10 protein-coding genes and 2 pseudogenes are annotated in these 22107 nt (G+C 43.0%); 11 read left to right on the top strand and 1 reads right to left on the bottom strand.

The window, feature by feature from the left end; all coding sequences use genetic code 11:
- Positions 1-33: 33 nt before the first annotated feature.
- The 5 genes and pseudogenes from IPJ09_07165 (at position 34) to IPJ09_07145 (ending at position 8729) form a co-directional block, all read left to right on the top strand.
- Entirely contained in the window at positions 34-2457 is a 2424-nt protein-coding gene (locus tag IPJ09_07165) for an ABC transporter permease (GenBank protein ID MBK7371207.1), read from the top strand.
- Positions 2458-2871: 414 nt separating this feature from the next.
- Positions 2872-4809, top strand: a complete 1938-nt coding sequence (locus IPJ09_07160) for a sialate O-acetylesterase (protein ID MBK7371206.1) — start codon at positions 2872-2874, stop codon at positions 4807-4809.
- A 153-nt stretch (positions 4810-4962) separates the two neighbouring features.
- Positions 4963-6417 (top strand): annotated as a pseudogene (locus IPJ09_07155) (acetylxylan esterase).
- A 6-nt stretch (positions 6418-6423) separates the two neighbouring features.
- Complete coding sequence (locus IPJ09_07150) at positions 6424-8064, top strand: DUF5597 domain-containing protein (GenBank protein ID MBK7371205.1); 1641 nt, start codon at positions 6424-6426, stop codon at positions 8062-8064.
- Positions 8065-8225: 161 nt separating this feature from the next.
- Positions 8226-8729: a hypothetical protein gene (locus tag IPJ09_07145; GenBank protein ID MBK7371204.1), complete on the top strand. Its 504-nt coding sequence runs from the start codon at positions 8226-8228 to the stop codon at positions 8727-8729.
- 94 nt (positions 8730-8823) lie between these two features.
- On the opposite strand, the gene IPJ09_07140 is transcribed toward IPJ09_07145, so the two are convergent.
- The gene (locus IPJ09_07140) at positions 8824-9003 is read right to left on the bottom strand and encodes a hypothetical protein (protein MBK7371203.1); all 180 of its coding nucleotides are present in this window, start codon (positions 9001-9003) and stop codon (positions 8824-8826) included.
- Between the two features lie 263 nt (positions 9004-9266).
- On the opposite strand from IPJ09_07140, the gene pelA reads away from it, so the two are divergent.
- From pelA to IPJ09_07110, 6 genes and pseudogenes are all read left to right on the top strand, one after another.
- The gene (pelA, locus tag IPJ09_07135) at positions 9267-10283 is read left to right on the top strand and encodes a pectate lyase (protein ID MBK7371202.1); all 1017 of its coding nucleotides are present in this window, start codon (positions 9267-9269) and stop codon (positions 10281-10283) included.
- A gap of 51 nt (positions 10284-10334) precedes the next feature.
- Positions 10335-10670 carry a cupin domain-containing protein gene (locus tag IPJ09_07130; GenBank protein ID MBK7371201.1) on the top strand — a complete coding sequence of 112 codons (336 nt, stop codon included), beginning with the start codon at positions 10335-10337 and terminating at the stop codon, positions 10668-10670.
- 6 nt (positions 10671-10676) lie between these two features.
- Positions 10677-12576, top strand: a pseudogene (locus tag IPJ09_07125) (glycoside hydrolase family 88 protein).
- Between the two features lie 114 nt (positions 12577-12690).
- On the top strand, positions 12691-12834 hold the full coding sequence (locus IPJ09_07120; protein MBK7371200.1) for a hypothetical protein: 144 nt from the start codon (positions 12691-12693) through the stop codon (positions 12832-12834).
- Complete coding sequence (locus IPJ09_07115; GenBank protein MBK7371199.1) at positions 12831-13631, top strand: pectinesterase; 801 nt, start codon at positions 12831-12833, stop codon at positions 13629-13631. The genes IPJ09_07120 and IPJ09_07115 overlap by 4 nt, the downstream gene beginning before the upstream one ends.
- Positions 13632-14182: 551 nt before the next feature.
- Positions 14183-21457, top strand: a complete 7275-nt coding sequence (locus tag IPJ09_07110) for a T9SS type A sorting domain-containing protein (GenBank protein MBK7371198.1) — start codon at positions 14183-14185, stop codon at positions 21455-21457.
- The last annotated feature ends 650 nt before the right edge of the window (positions 21458-22107 follow it).

Genomic DNA, 22107 nt, shown 5'->3' with positions numbered 1-22107 from the left:
AAACTGACACCAGTATAGAAATTATAATAAAACATGTTCAAAAATTATCTGCTCCTGGCTTTGAGAACTTTCACCAAAAACGGCACGTTTACTGTGATCAATTTACTCGGTTTGTCGTCTGGACTGGCCATCACTTTGCTCATCATACAATATGTCAGATTTGAATTATCCTATGAAAATATGCATCATAATGCTGACAAGATCGTCCGGTTGACGACCGATTATATGGATGGCCAATCCGTGTCAGAACAAGACTGTGAAACCAATCCACCTATTGGACCGCTTATCTTAAGAGAAATGCCTGAAGTCATAAATTTTACTCGCGCTTACCCTATTGGCGAGCCTAATTTGACCGTGCAAGTGGATCAACAACAATATGTGCTGGAAAAAGTATTTGCAGTCGATTCTTCCTTCTTTTCCATATTCTCCTATCATTTAATCAGTGGCAGCACCCAAGATATTTTTAAGCATCCTGGAGAAACGGTGATCACGGAGACCATCGCCAAGCGATTATTTAACAGCAAGGATGTATTAGGCAAAACTATCGAGATGCCTAATGGCAACAATAAAAACCTCTTTAAAATAGTCGGCGTGGCTGCTGATAGCCCACATAATACACACCTTAAATTTGATATGATATTTTCCTTTAGCAGTATGTATGCGGAGCCGGTCATCAATGGTGAATTTGAAGATAATTGGGATGGCAACAATACACTGACTTATATTCAGTTGGCTGATGGTGCACAGTATAATAGTTTTTTAAACTCATTGGATAATTTCAATAAGCGGCTGCTGGATTCCAAAAAGCTGAAAAATGAAAAATTGGCTGCCCAGAAAATAGGTGACATTCACTTGTATTCGCATAAGATTTTTGAGGTAGAACCCAATGGCAGTGCTACCGTTGTTTTTTTTCTGCTTGGCGTTGCTATTTTGGTCATTGTCAGTGCCTTTGTGAACTACATCAACCTGGCCACTTCCAAAGCACTGGATAGAGCGAAAGAGGTAGGCTTAAGAAAAGTAGTAGGATCTACTCCGGGTCAATTAAGATGGCAATTTATGACTGAAACAATATTGATCAATGTATTTGCAGGAATCCTGGCCCTCAACATAATTGTTTTAGCCAAAACGGCTTTTTTATCAATCGCCGGATTGCAGGCTGATTTTGGTATGTTTAATGACCCTTTTTTCTGGTTGATTCTATTGGGCTTTTTAGTGGTAAGTGTTCTTTTTTCGGGGATCTACCCAGCCATAGTCTTGTCTTCTTTTGAGCCTGTCACTGTTTTGAAAGGAAATTTTTCACGTTCTCTCAAAGGGGCATCTTTGCGCAAAGGTTTAGTGGTTTTTCAGTTTACTGTAACGATCGTATTATTGGTTCAAACTTTTACAGTCAATCAACAATTAGCTTATATGCGGGCTTTCGACCTGGGAGTGGATGTAAATCAAATCCTGGTAGTCAAAGCACCTGTAGAAAGAAAATATCAGGAAAATTTCCAGCAATTTAAAAATGAAGTATTGGCGATTCCCAATGTGCATTCATTTTCATTGTCCACTGCTGTTCCGGGGCAATCAACCAGTCAGTTTAGTACGACTACCGGAGTGAATTTATCAGGCAACACCGACCCTCATAATTATAATTTTTATTTTAACGCCATCGATGCAGCATATATTCCTTCGATGGGACTTCAGGTGATCGCAGGCGAAAATTTTATACCCGGTACCAATAATGATACCCATGAATTAGTAGTCAATGAAGAAGCCATTCGATTATGGGGCTTGCAGGATGCAAAAGCAGCCATTGGAAAGGAACTTAGTTTTTGGGGAGATAAGTGGACCATTCGGGGAGTAATAAAAAATTATTATCAGGAATCTGCCAAGTATGCTCAGATACCAATTATTCATAGATATTACGATAAAGCATTTGAGGAAAATGGAAGTATTAAATTCTCAGGTGGAAATCCTAAAGACCAGTTGGCTGCCATAGAAACCATTTACAAAAATAATTTCCGGGGAGCCTCGTTTAATTATTTTTTTCAAAACGCAGAATACGACAAACAATTTAAAGCGGATGAAAGATTTCAAAAAGTCTTTGGCATACTGACTGTTTTTGCCATCTTGATTGCATGCCTGGGTCTGTTTGGGCTCGCTTCTTTTAGCGTAGCTAAACGTACAAAAGAAATCGGAATCCGAAAAGTAATTGGAGCCAGTACCAGCAATTTGTTGATTACGCTGTCCAAAGATTTTATTAAGACTGTTTTGACATCCATGGTGATCGGTATCCCGGTTACTTATTTTATCATTAAAACCTGGCTGAATGATTTTGCAAACAGAATTGAAATTTCCTGGTGGCTATTTGCCCTACCTGTTTTGGTTGTTATGATCCTGGTACTTTTATCGATCGCAGGCAAAACCCTTAAAACTGCCTGGATGAATCCTGTAAAATGCCTGAGGAGCGAATGAGGTAGTAGCTAATGTTCTAAATATAACTCCCCTCTGATTCGAAGTAGTTGCTTTTTTTCCTGGTGTTTCGTTTTGCCTTTTAAATTTGAGGCAAATGCAGGCAAATGACTAAAGCCACTGAAAGGGTCACCTCGTGGGATGAAAGTTCCAATCCGATTTTTTCTTTACAAGCTGCTTTCACCATCAGATCCTTGTAACAAATCTTGAGAGTCTAAACTATAATTACAATATTTGTTTACTTTAAAACCTTTCTTGTGATTATGAAGTACTCTTTTTAGGGTCACCTCGTGGGATGAAAGTTCTAATCCGATTTTTTCTTTACAAGCTGCTTTCACCATCAGATCCTTGTAACAAATCTTGAGAGTCTAAACTATAATTGCAATATTTGTTTACTTTAAAACCTTACTTGTGATCATGAAGTACTCTTTTTTTGCCTTCGTATTTTTTGCATCTGTTGCATTTGCGGATGTTTCACTGCCCCGGCTGATCAGTGATCATATGGTTTTGCAGAGAGAGGATACCCTGCATTTATGGGGCCATGCTGCTGCCAAAGAAAAAATCCAAATTTCTATAGATCAGAAGACTTATAAAATCAAAGCGGATCAGCAAGGGTCCTGGAAGCTTGACCTCCCGCCTCATGCGGCAGGAGGACCATATGAACTCAAGGTGAAAAGCAATAATGAAATAATCATCCATGATGTGCTTTTTGGGGATGTCTGGCTCTGCACCGGGCAATCCAATATGGTATTGCCTATGGAGCGGGTCAAAGAAAAATATAGCGCAGATATATCTGAAGCCAATAATCCTAATATCAGAAATTTTTTTATCAAAACCATGACAGATCTTACAGGCCCCAGGCAGGATTTGCCGGATGGCCAATGGATCCCTGCCAGCCCGGAGACGGTATTGGCATTTGGTGCAGTGACTTATTTTTTTGCCCGTGACATCTATACGAAGTATAAGGTCCCTATCGGTATCATAAATTCGAGTGTAGGGGGCACCCCGATAGAAGCCTGGATCAGTGAGGGAGGGTTCAAAGATTTTGATTCGATCTTAAAAACTATCGGGACCAACAAAGACACCAGTTATATAGCCGTCCGAATGAGTGAAAATCGGAAGCATGCTGTGAACAGAACTATGGAGGACCAGGGTCTGCTCCAAACTCCTAAATGGTCTGCGATAGATTACAATCCGGTTGGGTGGGCCAATATCAATATTCCCGGCTTTTGGGAAGACCAGGGACTTCGAGACCTGGATGGGGTGGTGTGGTATCGCCGGGAAATAGATGTTCCTACAAGCATGAGTGATCAGGAAGTCAAATTGTACATGGGCAGAATCGTCGATGCGGATCAGTTTTATGTCAATGGTACTCAGGTAGGGAATGTGACCTACCAATATCCACCCCGCAGGTATACTATCGCCAAAGGCCTGCTGCATCCCGGAAAAAATATCTTAGTCATCCGGGTGGTGAACACAGGAGGCAAGGGTGGTTTTGTTCCGGACAAACCATATTATATGACAGCTAATGATCAGGTCATCGATCTTAAAGGAACCTGGCAATATAAAATCGGCCAGGTATACGAACCAGCTCCTTTTTTTCCTGGTTTTTCAGCTCAAAATCAGCCTGCTGCGCTATATAATGCGATGACTGCCCCGGTCGTTGCTCAGACTTCTGTCAAAGGGGTGCTTTGGTACCAGGGAGAATCCAATACAGGCAACCCTGGACCATATGAGTCTTATATGGAAGCACTGATTGAGAATTACAGGCGGTTATTTGGAAAACCAGATCTTCCGTTTTTAACGGTACAACTCGCCAATTTTATGGATCAGGATCTGCTGCCAACTGAAAGCAGTTGGGCTGCTTTGCGTTATGCTCAATTCAAGGCGTCCAGGCTACCTCATGCCGGCCTCGCAGTCATCACTGACCTGGGTGAATGGAATGATATCCACCCACTGAATAAACAGGATGTGGGTTCACGATTGGCCCTGGCAGCAAGAAATCTGGCTTATGGTGAGCATGAGCTCAACTATTCGGGTCCTTCCTATTCAACTTACAACCTTGAAGGGGATAAAGTCATATTGAGTTTTGATCACATCGGAACAGGATTGAGATCTGCAGATGGCTTACCACTAAAGTATTTTGCAATAGCTGGGGCTAATAAAAAATATACCTGGGCGGAGGCTGTCATACGCGGTGATCAGGTAGTCGTACATGCTGCCAGGGTACCCAATCCACTTTACCTTCGATATGCCTGGGCAAATAATCCGGTTGGTGCTAACCTCACCAATGAAACAGGGATACCTGCTTCATGTTTTGAAATTGCGATTGATGTGCAAACTCAAAAAAATTAATGACCTGATGTCTTTCGGTTCTATTTCATCATAAGGTGGGTTAGTTCTATACTCATTCCAAAGCAAAAAAATATCGAAAATAAAAGTTTGATAATGAAAATAAAAGTTCTTCTACTGATCATGGTCGCCTGGTGCTGCACGGGGCTGGGGCAATCAGAATATCCCAAACCAGTCACTTTTACCAATGAGCAGGACCATCAAAATATGATGGATCAATTAGGCATCAAGGTACTAAGACCAGGGCCCAGTGGAAATGAATCGGCCCCCAATCATGCCAATTATGACGAATCCCTGGCCAATCCTTGCCCCGAATTGCCAGCGCTCCTCGTTGCCAAAAATGGTACTAAAATCACGACCGCTACTCAATGGTGGCATCAGCGCAGACCAGACATAGTAGCCGATGTAGAACGTGAATTGTATGGCCGACTACCTGGTAATATCCCTGCTGTGACCTGGACAGCCAAAATCACCGATCGGGAGTTTGTAGGCAGAGTGCCTGTATTAGCAAAACAATTGGTGGGCCATGTCGATAACAGTGCCTACCCGCTTATCAATGTAGATATCAATATGATGTTGGTCGTGCCGACTAATGTCAAAGGTCCGGTGCCTGTCCTCATGATGTTTGGCAGACCTTCTTTTCCTGCTCCTGCACAGCCAAGCCCGGAACATATGGAGATCCTCAACCAATCTTTTAAAAAAATGATGTCTGAATATGATCCGGCGATTAAAGAAATATTGGAGTTATATCCCGCCTATATGCCGATCACCCGACTGCCCGGACGAAATCCATTTGCACCTGCTCCCGAAGGCGATCTTCCTCCCACAGAGCAGTTATTGGCTGCCGGCTGGGGGTATGCCACGATTGATCCTGCTAGTATCCAGGCTGATAATCATGCAGGGATCACCCGAGGTATTATAGGATTGGTAAATAAAGGTCAGCCCAGAAAACCAGAAGACTGGGGAGCATTGCGCGCCTGGGCCTGGGGTGCTGCCCGTGGACTTGACTACCTGGAGACTGACACGCTCGTCGATGCTAAAAAAGTAGGGATCGAAGGAGTATCCCGATATGGTAAAGCTGCCCTGGTGACCCTGGCTTTTGAGCAAAGATTTGCTATGGCTTTGATAGGATCATCCGGCAAAGGAGGGACTACACTGCATCGCAGGGTCTGGGGAGAGGCTGTCGAAAGTCTCACTGGAGGTGAAAATTACTGGATGTGTGGTAATTATATGAAATACGGCGCTGCCCAGTCCTCTTTCGGTGCGATGACAGGATGTGATCTAACCGTAGATGCTCACGATCTGCTGGCAATGTGCGCTCCGAGATTGACCTTCGTCAGCTATGGTATTCCTGAGAAAGGAGATGCCAAATGGCTGGATCAAAAAGGCAGTTATATGGCCACCATAGCCGCTGGATCCGTATTCAAATTATTAGGGGCTAAAGATCTCGGCGTAACCAATGATTATCTCAAAGAGCAAATGCCTCCTGCACTCACCGATATGTTGGAAGGCCAGCTCGCCTGGCGACAGCATGATGGAGGCCATACTGATGCGCCTAATTTTAAATATTTTATTCCCTGGGCTTCTAAGATGCTGAATTACAATAAATAATAGTCAATGATCCTTGAGGCGAAAAAAATCCTGACTATAATCTTACGTAAGACGGGTCTTGGTATGCTATATCTATTGTGTTGCGGTCCATTAATCGCCCAGCCATCTTTGCCCCGGCTTACAGTGGTTCGGGGGAGACCTCAGTTGATCGTTGATTCAAAACCCTTCTTAATATTGGGTGGAGAATTGGGCAATTCTACTGCCACTAGCCTGGAAAATATGGCGCCTGTTTGGCCCCGGCTCAAAGCAATGAACCTCAATACAGTCTTGATGCCGGTGTACTGGGAATTGGTAGAGCCAGTTGAAGGTCAGTTCGATTTTTCACTTTATCGGGATTTGATCCTCGAGGCCCGAAAAAGTGGACCCAAACTGGTGTTCTTGTGGTTTGGTGTATGGAAAAACAGCATGAGCAGTCATGTCCCAGCCTGGATCAAGCTCAATACCGCCCGTTTTCCTCGGGCGAAAAGTGATCAAGGCATAAGTCAGGAGATCTTAAGCGCCTTCAGTGAGCCGGTATTGCAAGCGGACATCAAAGCTTTTGAAGCGCTGATGGCATTTGTCAAAGAGGTGGACATCCAGGATCACACCGTCATCATGGTTCAAGTCGAAAATGAAGTCGGCATGTTACCTTCTGCCCGTGATCACCAGGCACTCGCACAAGCAGCCTTTATTAAACCAGTGCCTTCTGTACTCATGAATTACCTGGTTGCCCATCAAAAAGAACTGCCAGCTGAGCTTGCTGCAAGCTGGCAGACTAATGGACAAAAGCTAAAAGGCACCTGGATAGAAGTATTTGGTGTAAGCCCACAAACCGAGGAGTACTTTATGGCCTTTCAATATTCAAGTTTTCTCAACCGGTTAGCCGCCGTTGGAAAAAGAATTTATCCTCTGCCAATGTATGCCAATGCAGCACTCAATCGTCCAGGTCGCTTGCCCGGCGAATATCCCAGTGCAGGCCCGTTGCCTCATCTGCTTGATATTTGGAAAGGTGCAGGCCATGATTTGGATTTCCTGAGCCCGGATTTTTACAATCCTGATTTCAAACAATGGTGCGATGCCTATACCCGGCAGGGTGATCCACTTTTTATACCGGAGCATGCGTTTGATGCCACTGCTCCCGTCAAGGCATTATATTCGATTGGTCACTATGATGGGCTGGGGTTTTCGCCATTCTCAATAGAATCTAAAAATGAAAATTCGGAGTCACTTGCTAAAGCCTACGGAGTCATCAACCATATACAGGACCTCTTGGGTACCCACCAAAAAGAAGGGATATTGCTAAGCAAAAGCAATCCTGAGGTTAGTTTTACTATGGGTGAATATGATTTTACCTGCAAGCATGATTATACGCTCAGCTGGACGCCTGGCAGTAGACTGGATGTCTGGCCGTCCGCCGGTGCCATTGTCATTCAGACCGGCCCTAAAGAGTTTTATGTCGCAGGTACCGGAGTGGTCATTACGTTTAAAAAACACCATGATCCCATGATCAATGTTGGCCTGCTCAAAGTGGATGAAGGTACTTTTGAGAATCATATTTGGAAGACTTCGCGCCATCTCAATGGTGATCAAACCCACCAGGGCAGGCATATCAATATACCAACTACCCAATACGCTACTCAGAAAGTAGTGCTATACGATTATGAGTAAGGAAGGATTGGTAGTGGAAGGTCAGGAGATCAATATTCAAAGAGGAAAAAACTAAATTGTATGCACTATCAATCGGGCCAGACTGCCTGGCCTCAATGATCAGAATCCAGCAAAAATTATACCTTGTGATACTATTTTTAATCAAAATGCATTAATAGTATATGGGTAGCGTCAAAGAAATCACCATGACAGGTGACAATGATCCACAGATCGAACCTGAGGAGTACACCAGGCATTATATGTATTGTGATCAATGTGGATCGTTTAATTTACAAACCTGGTTACGGCCAGGTAATCATGGGAAAGATGCAGCCAGGATTCAAAAAATAGAAAAAATCTCTGATTTGGCTTTTAAGTCAACACTCATTGCATTGATAGTCGTAGTATTATTGATCGTATTCAAACTTATTATGACTGGTCAGTTTACAATTAGTTTTTGGGCTAATTCCTGGTTGATGGTTTCACTGATAGTAGTACTGATTAGTAACAGTATTGCACAAAATCTCGAGAAAAAAATTGGAAGCTTAGGGTTGCGTTGCGGTGATTGTCATGCGACCTATGCACATAAAAGTAAATTTTTTACTGACCTGGATGCCAATCCGATGAATAAAACCATCCTGCTTGTACCTAAGCCAAGGAATAAAGTCTATTGGATTAAGAGGTAAGGACTAGCATTAAATCAATTTAGAATTTTGGATTAATTTGACAGACCCGGTTATAGCCTGGCTGATGCTTATCTCATGCTCAAAAGAAAAGAAGTCATTTTTGCTTAAGCAATATTTCGTGGACCAGGTCATCAATATAGACCTCCAGATTTTCATAACCGGTAGAAAGCTGATGTCCATTGGCTTCTGCTTTGGATGGATCGAGCCCTTTGAGTTTTTGCCAGGCATCGGGAATGCCATTATGTTGGCATTCATAACTTCTCCACCGTAGCAACTATGGCTGGTGAAATGAATCTTGTAAAAAATGGACCTAATACAAAATCAACATTTTTTAAGAGAGAATCACACAATTTTACAAACGCAATTTCCGTAAAACCAACAAATTGCCATAGATTATTTACGCAATCGTTATCGGGAACGATGCCATTGATTTAATTGTGTATTTTAGCCACCTGTCCAAAAATATTTTATTTCTTTGAAGGGATAATTCAAAGAAAATCAATGAGTGATCAAATGTTAAGGCTGACGGTAGGACTTATGAAGGTTTATTATCGCCCTCTTGCGCTAGCAGCACTCTGTCTGCTTGTCACGACCTGCTTCTCTTGTACCTATGCGGTGCTGGTCACTGATCCTATCGCCGAAAAAATGCTTCTATTCCAAAGGAACAATGGAGGCTGGCCCCAGTATAAAGGCGATCCTACAGATTATACAAAAGATCTGGACACTGCTTTTTTGCTTCAACTGCATATGGACAAATCCCGGTTAGATGCTACGATCGATGACAATTCCACCACCTATGAAATCCAATACCTGCTCTCTAAAGTCAAACTGACCGGAAATCGAAAGTACCTGGCAAGTGCAGAAAGCGGTATCCAATATCTGCTCCAGTCACAAAATGCAGCCGGAGGCTGGCCTCAAAAATATCCGGATACCAGTGGATATCATCATCATATTACCTACAATGATGAAGCCATGATCGCTGTCATGTGGATTATGAAAGGACTTGCAGAAAATACACCTCCGTATGATCTGGCTGATAACAAATTAAAAGCGGCTGCTGAAAAAAGCCTGGCCAGGGGCATTGACTGCATACTCAAGACTCAATACAGACAGCATGATACCCTGACAGTATGGTGTGCGCAACATGATGCATTGACCCTGGCTCCTGCGTCCGCGCGCGCATTCGAGCCGGCATCATTGAGCGGTAAAGAATCGGTTGGTATTATTTTATTTTTAGAATCTTTGCAACAGCCTTCGCCGGCGATTACCCGTGCCATTGAAGCAGGCATCGCTTGGTTTAAAAAAGTGGGACTTCCAGACATAGGCCTGCAAACCATAGAAGATAAAAATGCGCCAGGAGGTAGAGACCTGCTCGTCATAGCAAAGCCCGGTAATACATTATGGGCCAGATTTTATGACCTGGATACCAATCAGCCCATCTTCATGGGTAGAAATGGGGTAGCCAGGAGCAAACTTTCAGAAATCGAGATAGAGCGGCGTACGGGCTATGCTTACCTGGGTAATTGGCCAAAAGCAATTTTGAAAGGGAAATGAAATCCTTACCAAAGCAATGAAAGATTATATTATTTATACAAATATCAGACTATGTCTAAATCAATGATCAAAGACGCTGCCATTGAATGGGAAGATCTCGGTGGCGGAGTACATCGTAAAGTGATGGCCTACAATGACGATATCATGCTCGTCAAAGTTGCCTTCAAATCCGGCGGGGTAGGGGCTTTACACCATCATCCGCATATACAGGCTAGTTATGTAGAAACTGGAGTTTTTAAACTAAAGATCGGAGAGGAAGTATCTATCTTGCATGCAGGGGATGCCTTTCTGGTCTCCAAAAATATTATACATGGCGCTGAGTGTCTTGAATCCGGAGTACTGATCGATGTATTTAATCCCTGCCGCGAAGACTTTATTAAAAACTGAAATCACATGCACTATTCAAGAATTGGGTTGATAGCCTTTTGTAGCTTTTTGTTGCAAACGGTTCTTGCCCAGCAATCCATGGCAATCAAAATGGCCAATTCCTTTATGCACTGGTATCCCGATTCGATCCCTGTCAAGGCAGACAGGCCAGCAGCCTGGGATTATGAGCAGGGCCTGATGTTGAAAGCTATTGAAAAAGTGTGGAGGGCTACAGCGGATCCGACCTATTTTAATTATATAAAGCGTGATATCGATCGATATGTATCTAAAGACGGTACAATCCGAACGTATAAAGCCGAAGATTATAATCTGGACAATATATCTACGGGGCGATCCCTCCTCATGTTGTCCCAACAATCCCTGCCGGATCGGGAGAAATATAAGTTTGCAGCAGATGGCTTATGGCAGCAGCTGAAAAATCAACCAAAGACACAAGCAGGAGGCTATTGGCATAAAAAAAGGTATCCTAATCAAATCTGGCTGGATGGTCTGTTTATGGCTGAACCTTTCAGTGCGGAGTATAGTCTCTTATTCAATCATCCGGAGCATTGGGATATTATCCTGCGTCAGTTTGACCAGGTAGAGGCTCATATGGTAGATAAGACTACAGGATTGATATACCATGGATATGATGAAAACAGGGATCAGGCCTGGGCAAATAAAACCACCGGCTTGTCACCTCATTTTTGGAGCAGAGCGATAGGATGGTATGCTATGGCCTTAATGGAGGTGTTGGATTATATCCCATCAGATCATCCGGGTAGACCTAAGCTGATCACCTATTTAAAGCGCCTGGCACCTGTCTTACTCAAATACCAGGATCCGGCATCAGGCGTTTGGTTTCAAATGATTGCCTTAGGCGGCAAACAAGGAAATTATCTCGAAGCATCTGCCTCGTCCATGTTTACCTATGTTTTGCTCAAAGGTATTCGTAAGGGGTATCTTGACCCTCGGTATCTGCCTCAGACTAAAATGGCCTATGCCGGGTTGCTCAAACAATTTGTGTCGGTGGAAGCAGATGGCACCCTTAGTTTGGACAAAACAGTGAGCGTGGGTGGTTTGGGCGGCAGTCCCTATAGAGATGGATCATACGAATATTACCTGAGTGAACCGATTAGGAAAAATGATTTAAAAGGAGTGGGGCCATTCATATTTGCTGCTTTGGAAATGGACTTACTGAATGAAAGAATGGTAGGTGAAAAGAAAAAAATAGGGCTGGATTATTATTTTAATCATGAATTCAGAACTTCTCAAAATGGCGATCAGGAGCAGTTTCACTATACCTGGGAAGATCAACAGCACTCTGGATTTTATTGGTTTGGCGAGGTCTTTAAAAATGCAGGAGCTGCACTCACCGCCGTGCAGGCTAGGCCTGACAATAAGAATTTAAAAGATCTTGATGTGTATATTATAGTAGATCCGGACGATCTAAGAGAAACTGCGTCACCGCATTATATCGAAGCGAGTGATGTACAAGTGATCAAAAAATGGGTCAAAAAGGGGGGAACCTTGTTACTGATGACCAATGATTCTGCACATTGTGAATTAGTGCATGCCAATGATCTTGCAGATGCTTTTGATATTCAGTTTACTATGCAAAGTAAAAATATGGTACCGGGCAAAGAGTATGAATATGGACAAATCATCCATATGAACCAGGCAACCAGATATTCGAATATACAAGGAAGTATACATTAAAGAGTTGGTCACGCTGGCTTTGTCAGGCCAGCCAAGCCTGTGCTAAAAAAGATGGAAATGTCCTTGCAGCTATGAATCACGTATGGAAAAGGCAAGGTCTTCGTAGTAGGTGATCCCCTGGTTGTATAATGAATACATGGATGGAAGAATCATACCAACAAAGTATCAAAATTTTCCAGGCAGCCAAGGACTTTATCCATGTGGTTAAAAGTCAAATAATGAAGGCCATAAATTCATTTTTCTTTTTTTGTTGTGTAACCAGCGTACCTTCCTGGCTGGAACTATCAAAGTGGCTTAAGATGGCTGTGGTGATTATACCAGTATCCAGGATGCGATCGATCATGCCCCACCTTCAGGTAATAAATATCAAACCATCCTGATCAAAAAAGGACTATACAATGAAAAAATCAGGATTGACAGCACCAGGCACCATTTCAAAATGAAAGGGGAAAGGGCGCTAAAGTGATTATTCAATATACCCAGGCAAGGGATATTTGGCGGTGCGAAAATCCCAATGATTTCGGAGCAGCTACACTCAATATCAGTGCGCATGATCTGATCTTTGAGCAATTGACCATCATCAATGATTATGGCTACAAAGTTTCCGGCGATATTTCCATTGATTGCGATAATGAATCAGGCAGGCCCAATACTTCTACTATTCAGAATTACAACCTGCCCAGGGAAAGCGGAGAAGTCGATGGAAAAAAAATAGTGCGTAAGGATGGACACCAATTTGCATTAAGATCAATGCCTGGTGCTACGCGGCTCAAGTTTTTACATTGCATCTTCAGGTCCGGTGGAGGTGATACAGTCAGCCCCTGGGATGTAGATGGAGGTCTCTATTATTTCGATCATTGTGTGATCGAAGGTGGAGTAGACCTATATTGTCCCCGAGGCAATGCCATCATCAAAAACTCGCTATTTATCTGTCACAACAAAAGTGCAGCTATCTGGCACGATGGATCCTCTAAAGCGGATGACAAATCCGTGCTGATCCAGTGCAGATTTACCGGCGATCCGGGATTTAAACTGGGCAGGTATCACCGCGAAGCGCAGATGTATTTGATTTCCTGTTCATTTGATGCAAATATGGCTGATGCAGAAATTTATCAAGCAGGGGACCGAAAATTAGAATGGGGGACTCGGATTTATTATAGAGACTGTCATAGAGATGGAGGTGATTGGGGTTGGTTTGGAGACAATACCAAGCTGATTAAAAGGGATTTTACTGTTCAGAAAGTCTTTGGATCTAAATGGTGAAACACAAGGAGATTTTTTATAGCTAATTGGTGGCAAATTTCAAGGTCACCTTTATGGTTTGTACTTTATTTTAGCAAACACTTAAATTGGAATTATTAATGTAGTCAACGATTAGTTCATAGGTCTAATCTCTCACTATATTGAAGCAGAAGTGCTTGTATTGCAAACCTGTAAACCCCTTTCGAGGTATAAGTGGGTTGTATCCTGAATTTTTTACGCTATTGCACAAAAACACAATAAAGACAATACTCGTAAAACAGGAAATATCTTAATAATTCATATACAATTATTTACACATTAGTTATTTATTTAATATTATCATTTTGTTTGAATGAATATTTATATATAATTATTTAATTGCATATATTATTAAAAAAGAGTCAGTTAGGTTATGGTATTTCAAAAAGATTTATTTTCTTTACATTCATTTTATTGTTTAACTATCAAAGTTTAACGCTATAAAATATGAACCTTAACAGAACCAACATGCTACAGCCATTTGATATTTTGGCTATACCTGGTGGTGTTTTCCCCATTAATCCCTTGTCTTTATGAATTTAAAATCTACACTTATTTTATTAAGTCTAACAGGAGCTGCTTTTGTAGCATCCAGGCTGATTGGTTCACAAGATCATGAATCAGCGCGAACGGAGTCTTATATGAATAATGAGGACCCTTCGCCCAATTTCCAGCCATCTCCTCAGTTTATGGAGGATTTATTTTTTTCTCCCACAGAGAATCCATTAAATGATACTTTTACTGTAACCAATGCTGGCGGTGGCCAGGGTGCCTTTACAAACTTGATTACTGTTTTAGAGTTAAGAGACAATTGGTCAGGGGCAGGCAATACAAGTACAAGTAATGATTCTTATGCCTCTAATTCTAGATTAAGTGTACCAATTTTTGGAGTAGGCCCGCTTGTATCAGACGCTCTTGACATCACTCAATTTGGGTTTAATATACCGACGAGTGCTACTATATTAGGTATCACAGCAACCATTGAACGATCAGCAAATAGAAGAGATGCATCGAATAACGTTACAGATAATAAGATTACTTTGATCAGGGGGGAGGTTCCTATTTTTACGCCCCCAACAGAAGCGCAAAATAAAGCTAATCCAATAACCTGGTCATTAGCTGATTCAATAGTTAACTACGGAGGTAGTTCCGATTTATGGGCTTATGGCTGGACTCCAGCAGAAATTAACTCCAGCACCTTCGGTATTCGAGTCCGAAACAATAGAAATAGATCATCAGGGACCGTTACTGCAAATATCGATCATATCACGCTCGCTGTCACGTATATGGTACCACCAAAATCCCAGACACCCGCCTCTGTTGCAACCGTAAGTAGTAATGGAGACTGTGCTCCTACCGGAACCACTACCTGGAGCAATGTAACAGCAGCTAATTTAAGTTCTGACAATAGTGTGTATGCGAATACTATTACTATCCAAGGTGGTATTGATACTACGAATTGTCTTGAGGTATCAGATTTTGGATTTTGTATCTGTCCTACAGCAGTAATCGATAGCATCACGGTAGAAATCGATCGTAGTCAAGGATTTTTGGGAGCGTTAGGATTTAGTGATATCGTCACAGATGTAAAAGTTGTTTTGGTTCAACCAAACGGCACTGAAGCCCAAAACAAAGCGAATACTTCTTTAAATTGGCCAATTGTGGATGCAAGGGCTAGTTATGGTGGGGACAATTGGGGAGTATCATGGACGCCGGCTATGGTCAATGATCCTGCTTTTGCAGTTAGAGTTCAGGCTAGAATAGAAAATAGCTTTCTCATATCACAAGCTCGAATCGACGAGATCACCGTTCAGATCCATTGTCATTTTCCTGATAATATCAAAGTATACGTAGATTCGGCAGCGACAGGCCTCAATGATGGTTCCTCCTGGGCCAATGCATTTACAAATCTCCAGGATGCGCTCAATGATTGTTTTGTAGATACGATCTGTGTAGCTAAAGGTACATATTATCCGGCTTCCGTCGGAAGAGACACTTCTTTTAATATCCCTGATTCTGTTGTCATGTTGGGCGGGTTTAATCCTGCTACAGGAGATACTGCATTGGCTGATCGTAATTGGGTATGTAACAAAACAATTCTTTGTGGTGATATTGATCAGAATGGCGATACCGTAGGCAATAGCATTCACGTAGTGACTACTATCAATGTTACAGGTGTAGTGGTAGATGGCTTTCATATCACAGGTGGCAATGCCAATGCAGCATCGGGTAGCAATGCTCAAGGGGCAGGATGGTATAGTGCCTCTACCAATCAAGATACAGTGGATATCATCATCCGTAATTCAAATATTTACGAAAATTACTCTATGCTTCAAGGTGCGGGTCTTGCCAATGTCGCTACTGTATTTGGTAGGCTATCTAAAATGTCCATTTACAATAGCATCATAGCCGGAAATGCCTCTGCCAGTAATGGGGGTGGTTTTATGAATGCAAGTGAAAATAATGTTAGTGCAAATAATACAGCTGATCTAAGTGTGTATAATACTATCATCAGTGGAAATTTTGCAGCTAATACCGCAAGCGCAGTTCTGAATCGATCGAATAGATTAAACACAAATAACTTTGTTTCAAATTCAAGAGTTTTATTAACGAACGTAGTGATTGCTGCTGACTCATCTGCGTCACTGAGTCCATTTGATGCAACCATTGACAATAGAGAAGCTGGAAATGGAATGGGTGATAATTTAGTTGAAGTTTTTAATAGCATATTTGTAAATAATTCCTCTCCGTATATAATTAGAAATACTGGAACCTCACAATCAACTATCACAAACTCTATATTACCAAGTGGAGTAAGCAATGATGCAACTCTCTTAAATATAAAATTTGATGATCCTTTATTTATGATGGCGCCTTTGGCATCTGCCGCACCAACTACAGATGGTGATTTCCATGTCATGTTTTTGTCTCCGGCCATTGACATGGGTAACAATTCTTATAACACTTTCGGGACAGATCTGGATGGACTAAATCGTATCGTTAATGGCATTATCGATATTGGTCCATATGAGAAGTTGTTAAATTGCAATACAGATACCTTATATGTTGATATTGATGGCAATGTACCTGATTTACCGGTTGATTCATTATTATTGGATACTATACCGGATGGGTATCATTTGATTGTTTTGGATGATGGAGTTTCAGCAGAATATCTTGATACGGAGAGCATCCCTTTTGATTGTGATGATAAGGGAGCAAATGACCTGCAATTATGGTTAACCAATGATTGTGATACTATAGATTTATGCCATAAGATAGTTGAGGTTCTGGATACTTTTCCCAAAAAGTTAGTGGGCAATGATCAGCTCAATGTATCGCTGGATCAGAACTGTATGAAAGTAATCGGCCCAGACGATGTGCTACAAAATGTACAAGGCTGTAGAAATGCCTTTGAAGTAAGTTTGATCTATCCTCATGGTACCAATACCTATGATCCACCCAATAAAGTAGACATCAGCCATGTCGGTTATTGTATGGTGTATAGTGTTCGCGAAATAGCCACCAATAATAAAACCTGGGGCAAGATCTGCGTTGAAGACAAAGCCCCTCCACGGTTAAATTGCAGAAATGACACGGTCTCCTGTTTTGAGTTCAACGACTTGCCTCTGCTGGCCGAACCAATAAATGATTGCAGTGGAGACGAAGTCAAGTTGATTGGAGACAGATGGGTAGACTGGGGTTGCGACTCTGCCTACCTGGGTTATGTAGAACGAACCATCTGGGGCAGTGACCGCTGGAATAATAGCCAGACCTGCACCAGCACTCTGTATATCAGGAAGACCAGCCTGGACAGTGTAGACTGCCCTGAGGACTTTGAATTTCCGTGCACAATCTCCTATCAACTGGGGGGATATATTCATCCAAAAGAATTGAAAGTACCAATCGCAATAGATAAAAACAAACTTACACCAGAGTTCTTGTTAAGCCTTCAAAAATCGACCTGGGAGTTTAAGGATGGTACCAAGGACAGGGTACTCAATCCATCGATCCCGGTAGTGCCCAATGTGGACGGACACAGCGTGTACCTGGCCGCGTCCGGCATATGTAAGATCAATGCGACCTATACCGACAAGCCATTAGCCATCTGTGGTACCGGAGTAAAAATCCGTCGCGAATGGACGATCCTCGGCTGGTGTACCTTGACAGAAAAGACTTGTGTACAATATCTGGCCATCGACGATAAAGCGGCACCGGCGCCTACCAATAAAGAATTAGGTGTGGTAGCATCCAGTCCGCACGATTGCGGTCAGTATGTCCCGATTTGTGTTGAAGTGACTCAAACCACCGTTGACCCGGCTACTTGCTGGTCAGCGATCGCCGCCAAAGATCTGGATAATGGATCAAGAGACAACTGCTGCAATGTGTTACACTTTGCAGCTGCTCCTATGGACAGCATCACCTATTGGAGAAATTATTGGAATACTACCCTGGAAACAGAAGTGGGTAAAGAAGCCTTCTGGAAGGATAAAGACAATTATGATGCGCTTATCGAAGATTGGATCAATTGTTATGTATTCAGCGATACGGTGCATTTTGATGAGTGCGGTACGAATCAGGTAGTATTAAGAGTGTACGAAGCTTGTGGTGTACCAAGGTTTGACCCGCATATTTTTCCATGTAGCCCACATGCATGGTTCTGTTACAATACTTATTTGCACCTTGGGGATTTTAATTACAATTGGTTTGATTCTAAAGGGCCGAAATCTTGCAATTACAGGCCAGGCCTTACATCGATCAGTAAACTGGATGAGCGCTATGCAGGTTATTATACCAAGGGCTACTTTGAACCCAAATATATAGGGGCAGCGCAGTACGACTATTGCCAGGTGCCTTTCTATTTCCCCAATCTAATCGCACAATGCGATAATGTGCATAAAGTAGAGACTCCACCAGGCAAATATTGTTCTCAAAGACTGTACAATGATTGTATGGTGACGGTATTAGTTGATGACAAAATGGCTCCAGTAGTCAATCATCTCGAAGATATCACAATATACTGCGACGGAGCTCCTGACTATGCCGGCTACCCAAATTGCGAACACAGCGAACGCTTTGATAAATGGCCTCTCCAATTAAAAGATTCCAAAGGAGTGGTACATGGGTACTATGGAGGATCAGACTTTTTAGGCATCCATACCGATCCGGCGGATCACAGCGATCCCGATGCATGTGAATGGAACAAAGGTTGGGCTCCGATCTATTGCAGATCTTGGTTGTACCTGGATTCGTTCGATCAGGCAGGCCATGTAAACCCAAAGGATTATTTCTCGACATTGGTTAAGGTCGACAAAAAACGACCACTCGATCATGTATTAAAATCCAATGAGTTTACGATCACGGACAATTGTCGTTTGGATGATGCGACGCTTACCGTAGTGGATAATGGTACGCTCAATGGTTGTAGCGAAGGCTGGATCCAGCGCAGTTGGACGATCAAAGACAAGTGCGGAAATGCAGTAACCGCTACTCAGAAGATCATCGTCAAACATCGCAGTGATTTCGAAGTGATCTTCCCTGAGGATAAAGTAGTGACCTGTGATCCCGATGGTTCGGGATTAAATCGCACCGATACGGGTCACGCAGGAGTTCCAATCATTAAGGATGACGAGTGTGAACAAATCGGGGTGAGATATTCGGATGAAATATTCACTGTAGAGGATTCTGCCTGTTACAAGATTGTCCGCACCTGGACACTGATCGACTGGTGTATCTATGATCCGAACCAACACAACCACTATCCTGATGTGATCGTCAATGATTCATTGAGGGCCAATAGTACTAACCGTTCGTGTGTGTACCGCAATATCAAAGATAATAATGACGGGTACATGACCTATATCCAGATCATCAAAGTGATCGACGAGACTCCGCCGGTAGTGACTACCCGGGATACCACGGTATGTGTATACAGTGACAATTGTTTGGTAAGCGTAGTAATTCCGCTGAGTGCAACAGACAATTGTGCTGCCGCATCGGATATCAGATTCCGTTATTTCATCGACCTGAACGCAACTGATGCGGTGTACAATGGAAGACTATTTGACCCAACCAGCATAGATCAGGGTGGTACACAGTATGTCAAAGACTTCGTATTTTTATTAGGCCAGCCTGGCAGACATGTGGTGCATGTAGTGGGTATAGACAATTGTGGCAATGCAGATACTTCCAGCTTCAGATTTGATATCAAAGATTGCAAAAAACCAACACCATATTGTCTCGATGGCCTAGCTACCGTGATTATGCCGAGTACCGGTAGGATCACCGTTTGGGCCAAAGACTTCGATCACGGTGCAGAGGACAATTGTACTGCCAAAGCCGATCTGAAGTTCAGCTTTGGGCCAGATACATTGAAAACCAGCAGAGAGTTTACCTGTGCGGATATCCGCGACGGGAAGCTCGATGTGACAGTCGTCGATGTGTATGTGACCGATAAAGCCGGCAATAACGATTTCTGTAAAGTGACTCTCCAGTTGCAGGACAATCCGGATGCAGCCAATGGCTTGCCACATGGGGCCTGCCCGGATACCACCGCTATGGTTGCTATCCTCACCGGTAAACTTCAGACCGAAGAACAGGAAGGCGTTGAGTCTGCTACTGTAGCAGTCCAGTCACCCCATATGACTAGTCCTGCAACACTGAACACGGTTTCTGATGGAACCTATTCATTCTCATCAATGCCGATGAACGACCAGTACACCATCCAGGCTCGCCGAAATGATAATCCGATGAACGGTGTCAGCACGCTCGACCTGGTACTGATCCAGAAACATATCATGGGATCCGAGTCACTTTCTTCTGCCTACAAAGTGATAGCTGCCGATGTGGACAATAATCATGATGTCAATGCGATCGACCTGGTCGAACTGCGCAAACTGATATTGGGCATCTATGACAAATTGCCCAACAATACCAGTTGGAAGTTTGTACCAAGATCCTATGTATTCACAGAGATAGCCAATCCGTGGAATTATCCGGTAGAAGGTCAGATCGATCATATGTCAGGCGACACAAAAGTCGACTTCGTCGGTATCAAGATCGGTGATGTCAATGCCACCGCTGCTGCCCACAGCCTCATGGGCGCAGAAGTCCGTGGCAGTGGTTCAGGATTGATCTTAGAAGTAAAAGATCGCACCTTCAAAGCCGGAGAGCGGTTAGAGGTGTCATTTACTTCACCAAACTTCAAAGGCGTATCAGGTTTCCAGGGAACTATGATGAATGGTTCTTTGAGATTCGATGGTGTCAAATCAAACGATGGCATACTCTCACTCAGCAATCAAAACTTTGGTACCCGTTGGGCATCCGAAGGATTGACTACCATGAGCTGGAATACCAATCGTAGCGTAGATCTTGATGATAAGGATATATTATTCACTTTAATCTTCACTGCTCAGAGTTCAGGCAGCTTGTCAGAAGTGCTTCGAGTCAGTTCACAAAAGACATTGGCGGAGAGCTATGAAGGCAAAGGGGAATTGGGCAATCTATCGATCAGGTTTATCAGCCAAAACGGACAGGAGATCACTACAAAATCAGCGTTGTATCAAAACTATCCCAATCCATTTGATAACCGCACCGTGATTGGACTCAATCTTGCTCAGCAGGGTAGAGGCACCTTCAAAGTGACGGATATCACCGGTCGCACCATCAAAGTGATCGAAAAAGAATGGGCTAAAGGATATAACGAAGTTTGGATCGATCGCAGAGAGCTCAAAGCCAGTGGAGTCTTGTATTATAGTTTTGAAGGCGGATCGTTTAGAGCTACGAAGAAAATGATAATTCTCGAATAATCATTTATCGGGAACTTGACTCGGGGATCATAACAAGTCGGCCTTTGACTTGAGCGAAAAACTCCAATGTCAGAGTAATACCACTACCGAACTGTTTGCGACAAGTGGCGCCTTTTGGGCCGCCTCTTGTCTTGAGCGAAGAACTCCAATGACAGATTAAAACTACTACCGAATTGTTTGCGACAAGTGGCGCCTTAGCGGCCGCCTCTTGTCTTGAGCGAAGATTTCGATGTCAAAGTAAAACTACTACCGAATTGTTTGCGACAAGTGGCGCCTTATGGGCCGCCTCTTGTCTTGAGCGAAGATTGTTTGCGACAAGTGGCGCCTTATGGGCCGCCTCTTGTTTTGAGCGAAGATTTCGATGTCAAAGTAAAACTTCTACCTAACGGGATTGCGACAAGCGGCGCCTTATGGGCCGCCTCTTGTCTTGAGCGAAGAATTCCAATGTCAGAGTAAAACTCCTCCCGAACGGGATTGCGACAAGTGGCGCCTTAGAGGCCGCCTCTTGTCTTGAGCGAAGAATTCCAATGTCGGAGTAAAACTTCTACCTAACGGGATTGCGACAAGTGGCGCCTTACGGGCCCTCTTGTCTTGAGCGAAGAATTCCAATGTCGGAGTAAAACTTCTACCGAACGGGATTGCGACAAGTG

This window comes from Saprospiraceae bacterium, assembly GCA_016709995.1.
Classification (GTDB): domain Bacteria; phylum Bacteroidota; class Bacteroidia; order Chitinophagales; family Saprospiraceae; genus JADJLQ01.
This window is presented reverse-complemented; position numbering and strand designations above follow the sequence as displayed.

What these genes read in the sequence shown, in the direction of transcription:
- IPJ09_07145 (MBK7371204.1), top strand. Translation starts at nt 8,226, where the DNA reads ATGGGTAGCGTCAAAGAAATCACCATGACAGGTGACAATGATCCACAG.
- IPJ09_07165 (MBK7371207.1), top strand. Translation starts at nt 34, where the DNA reads ATGTTCAAAAATTATCTGCTCCTGGCTTTGAGAACTTTCACCAAAAAC.
- IPJ09_07150 (MBK7371205.1), top strand. Translation starts at nt 6,424, where the DNA reads ATGATCCTTGAGGCGAAAAAAATCCTGACTATAATCTTACGTAAGACG.
- IPJ09_07160 (MBK7371206.1), top strand. Translation starts at nt 2,872, where the DNA reads ATGAAGTACTCTTTTTTTGCCTTCGTATTTTTTGCATCTGTTGCATTT.
- pelA (MBK7371202.1), top strand. Translation starts at nt 9,267, where the DNA reads ATGAAGGTTTATTATCGCCCTCTTGCGCTAGCAGCACTCTGTCTGCTT.
- IPJ09_07110 (MBK7371198.1), top strand. Translation starts at nt 14,183, where the DNA reads ATGAATTTAAAATCTACACTTATTTTATTAAGTCTAACAGGAGCTGCT.
- IPJ09_07130 (MBK7371201.1), top strand. Translation starts at nt 10,335, where the DNA reads ATGTCTAAATCAATGATCAAAGACGCTGCCATTGAATGGGAAGATCTC.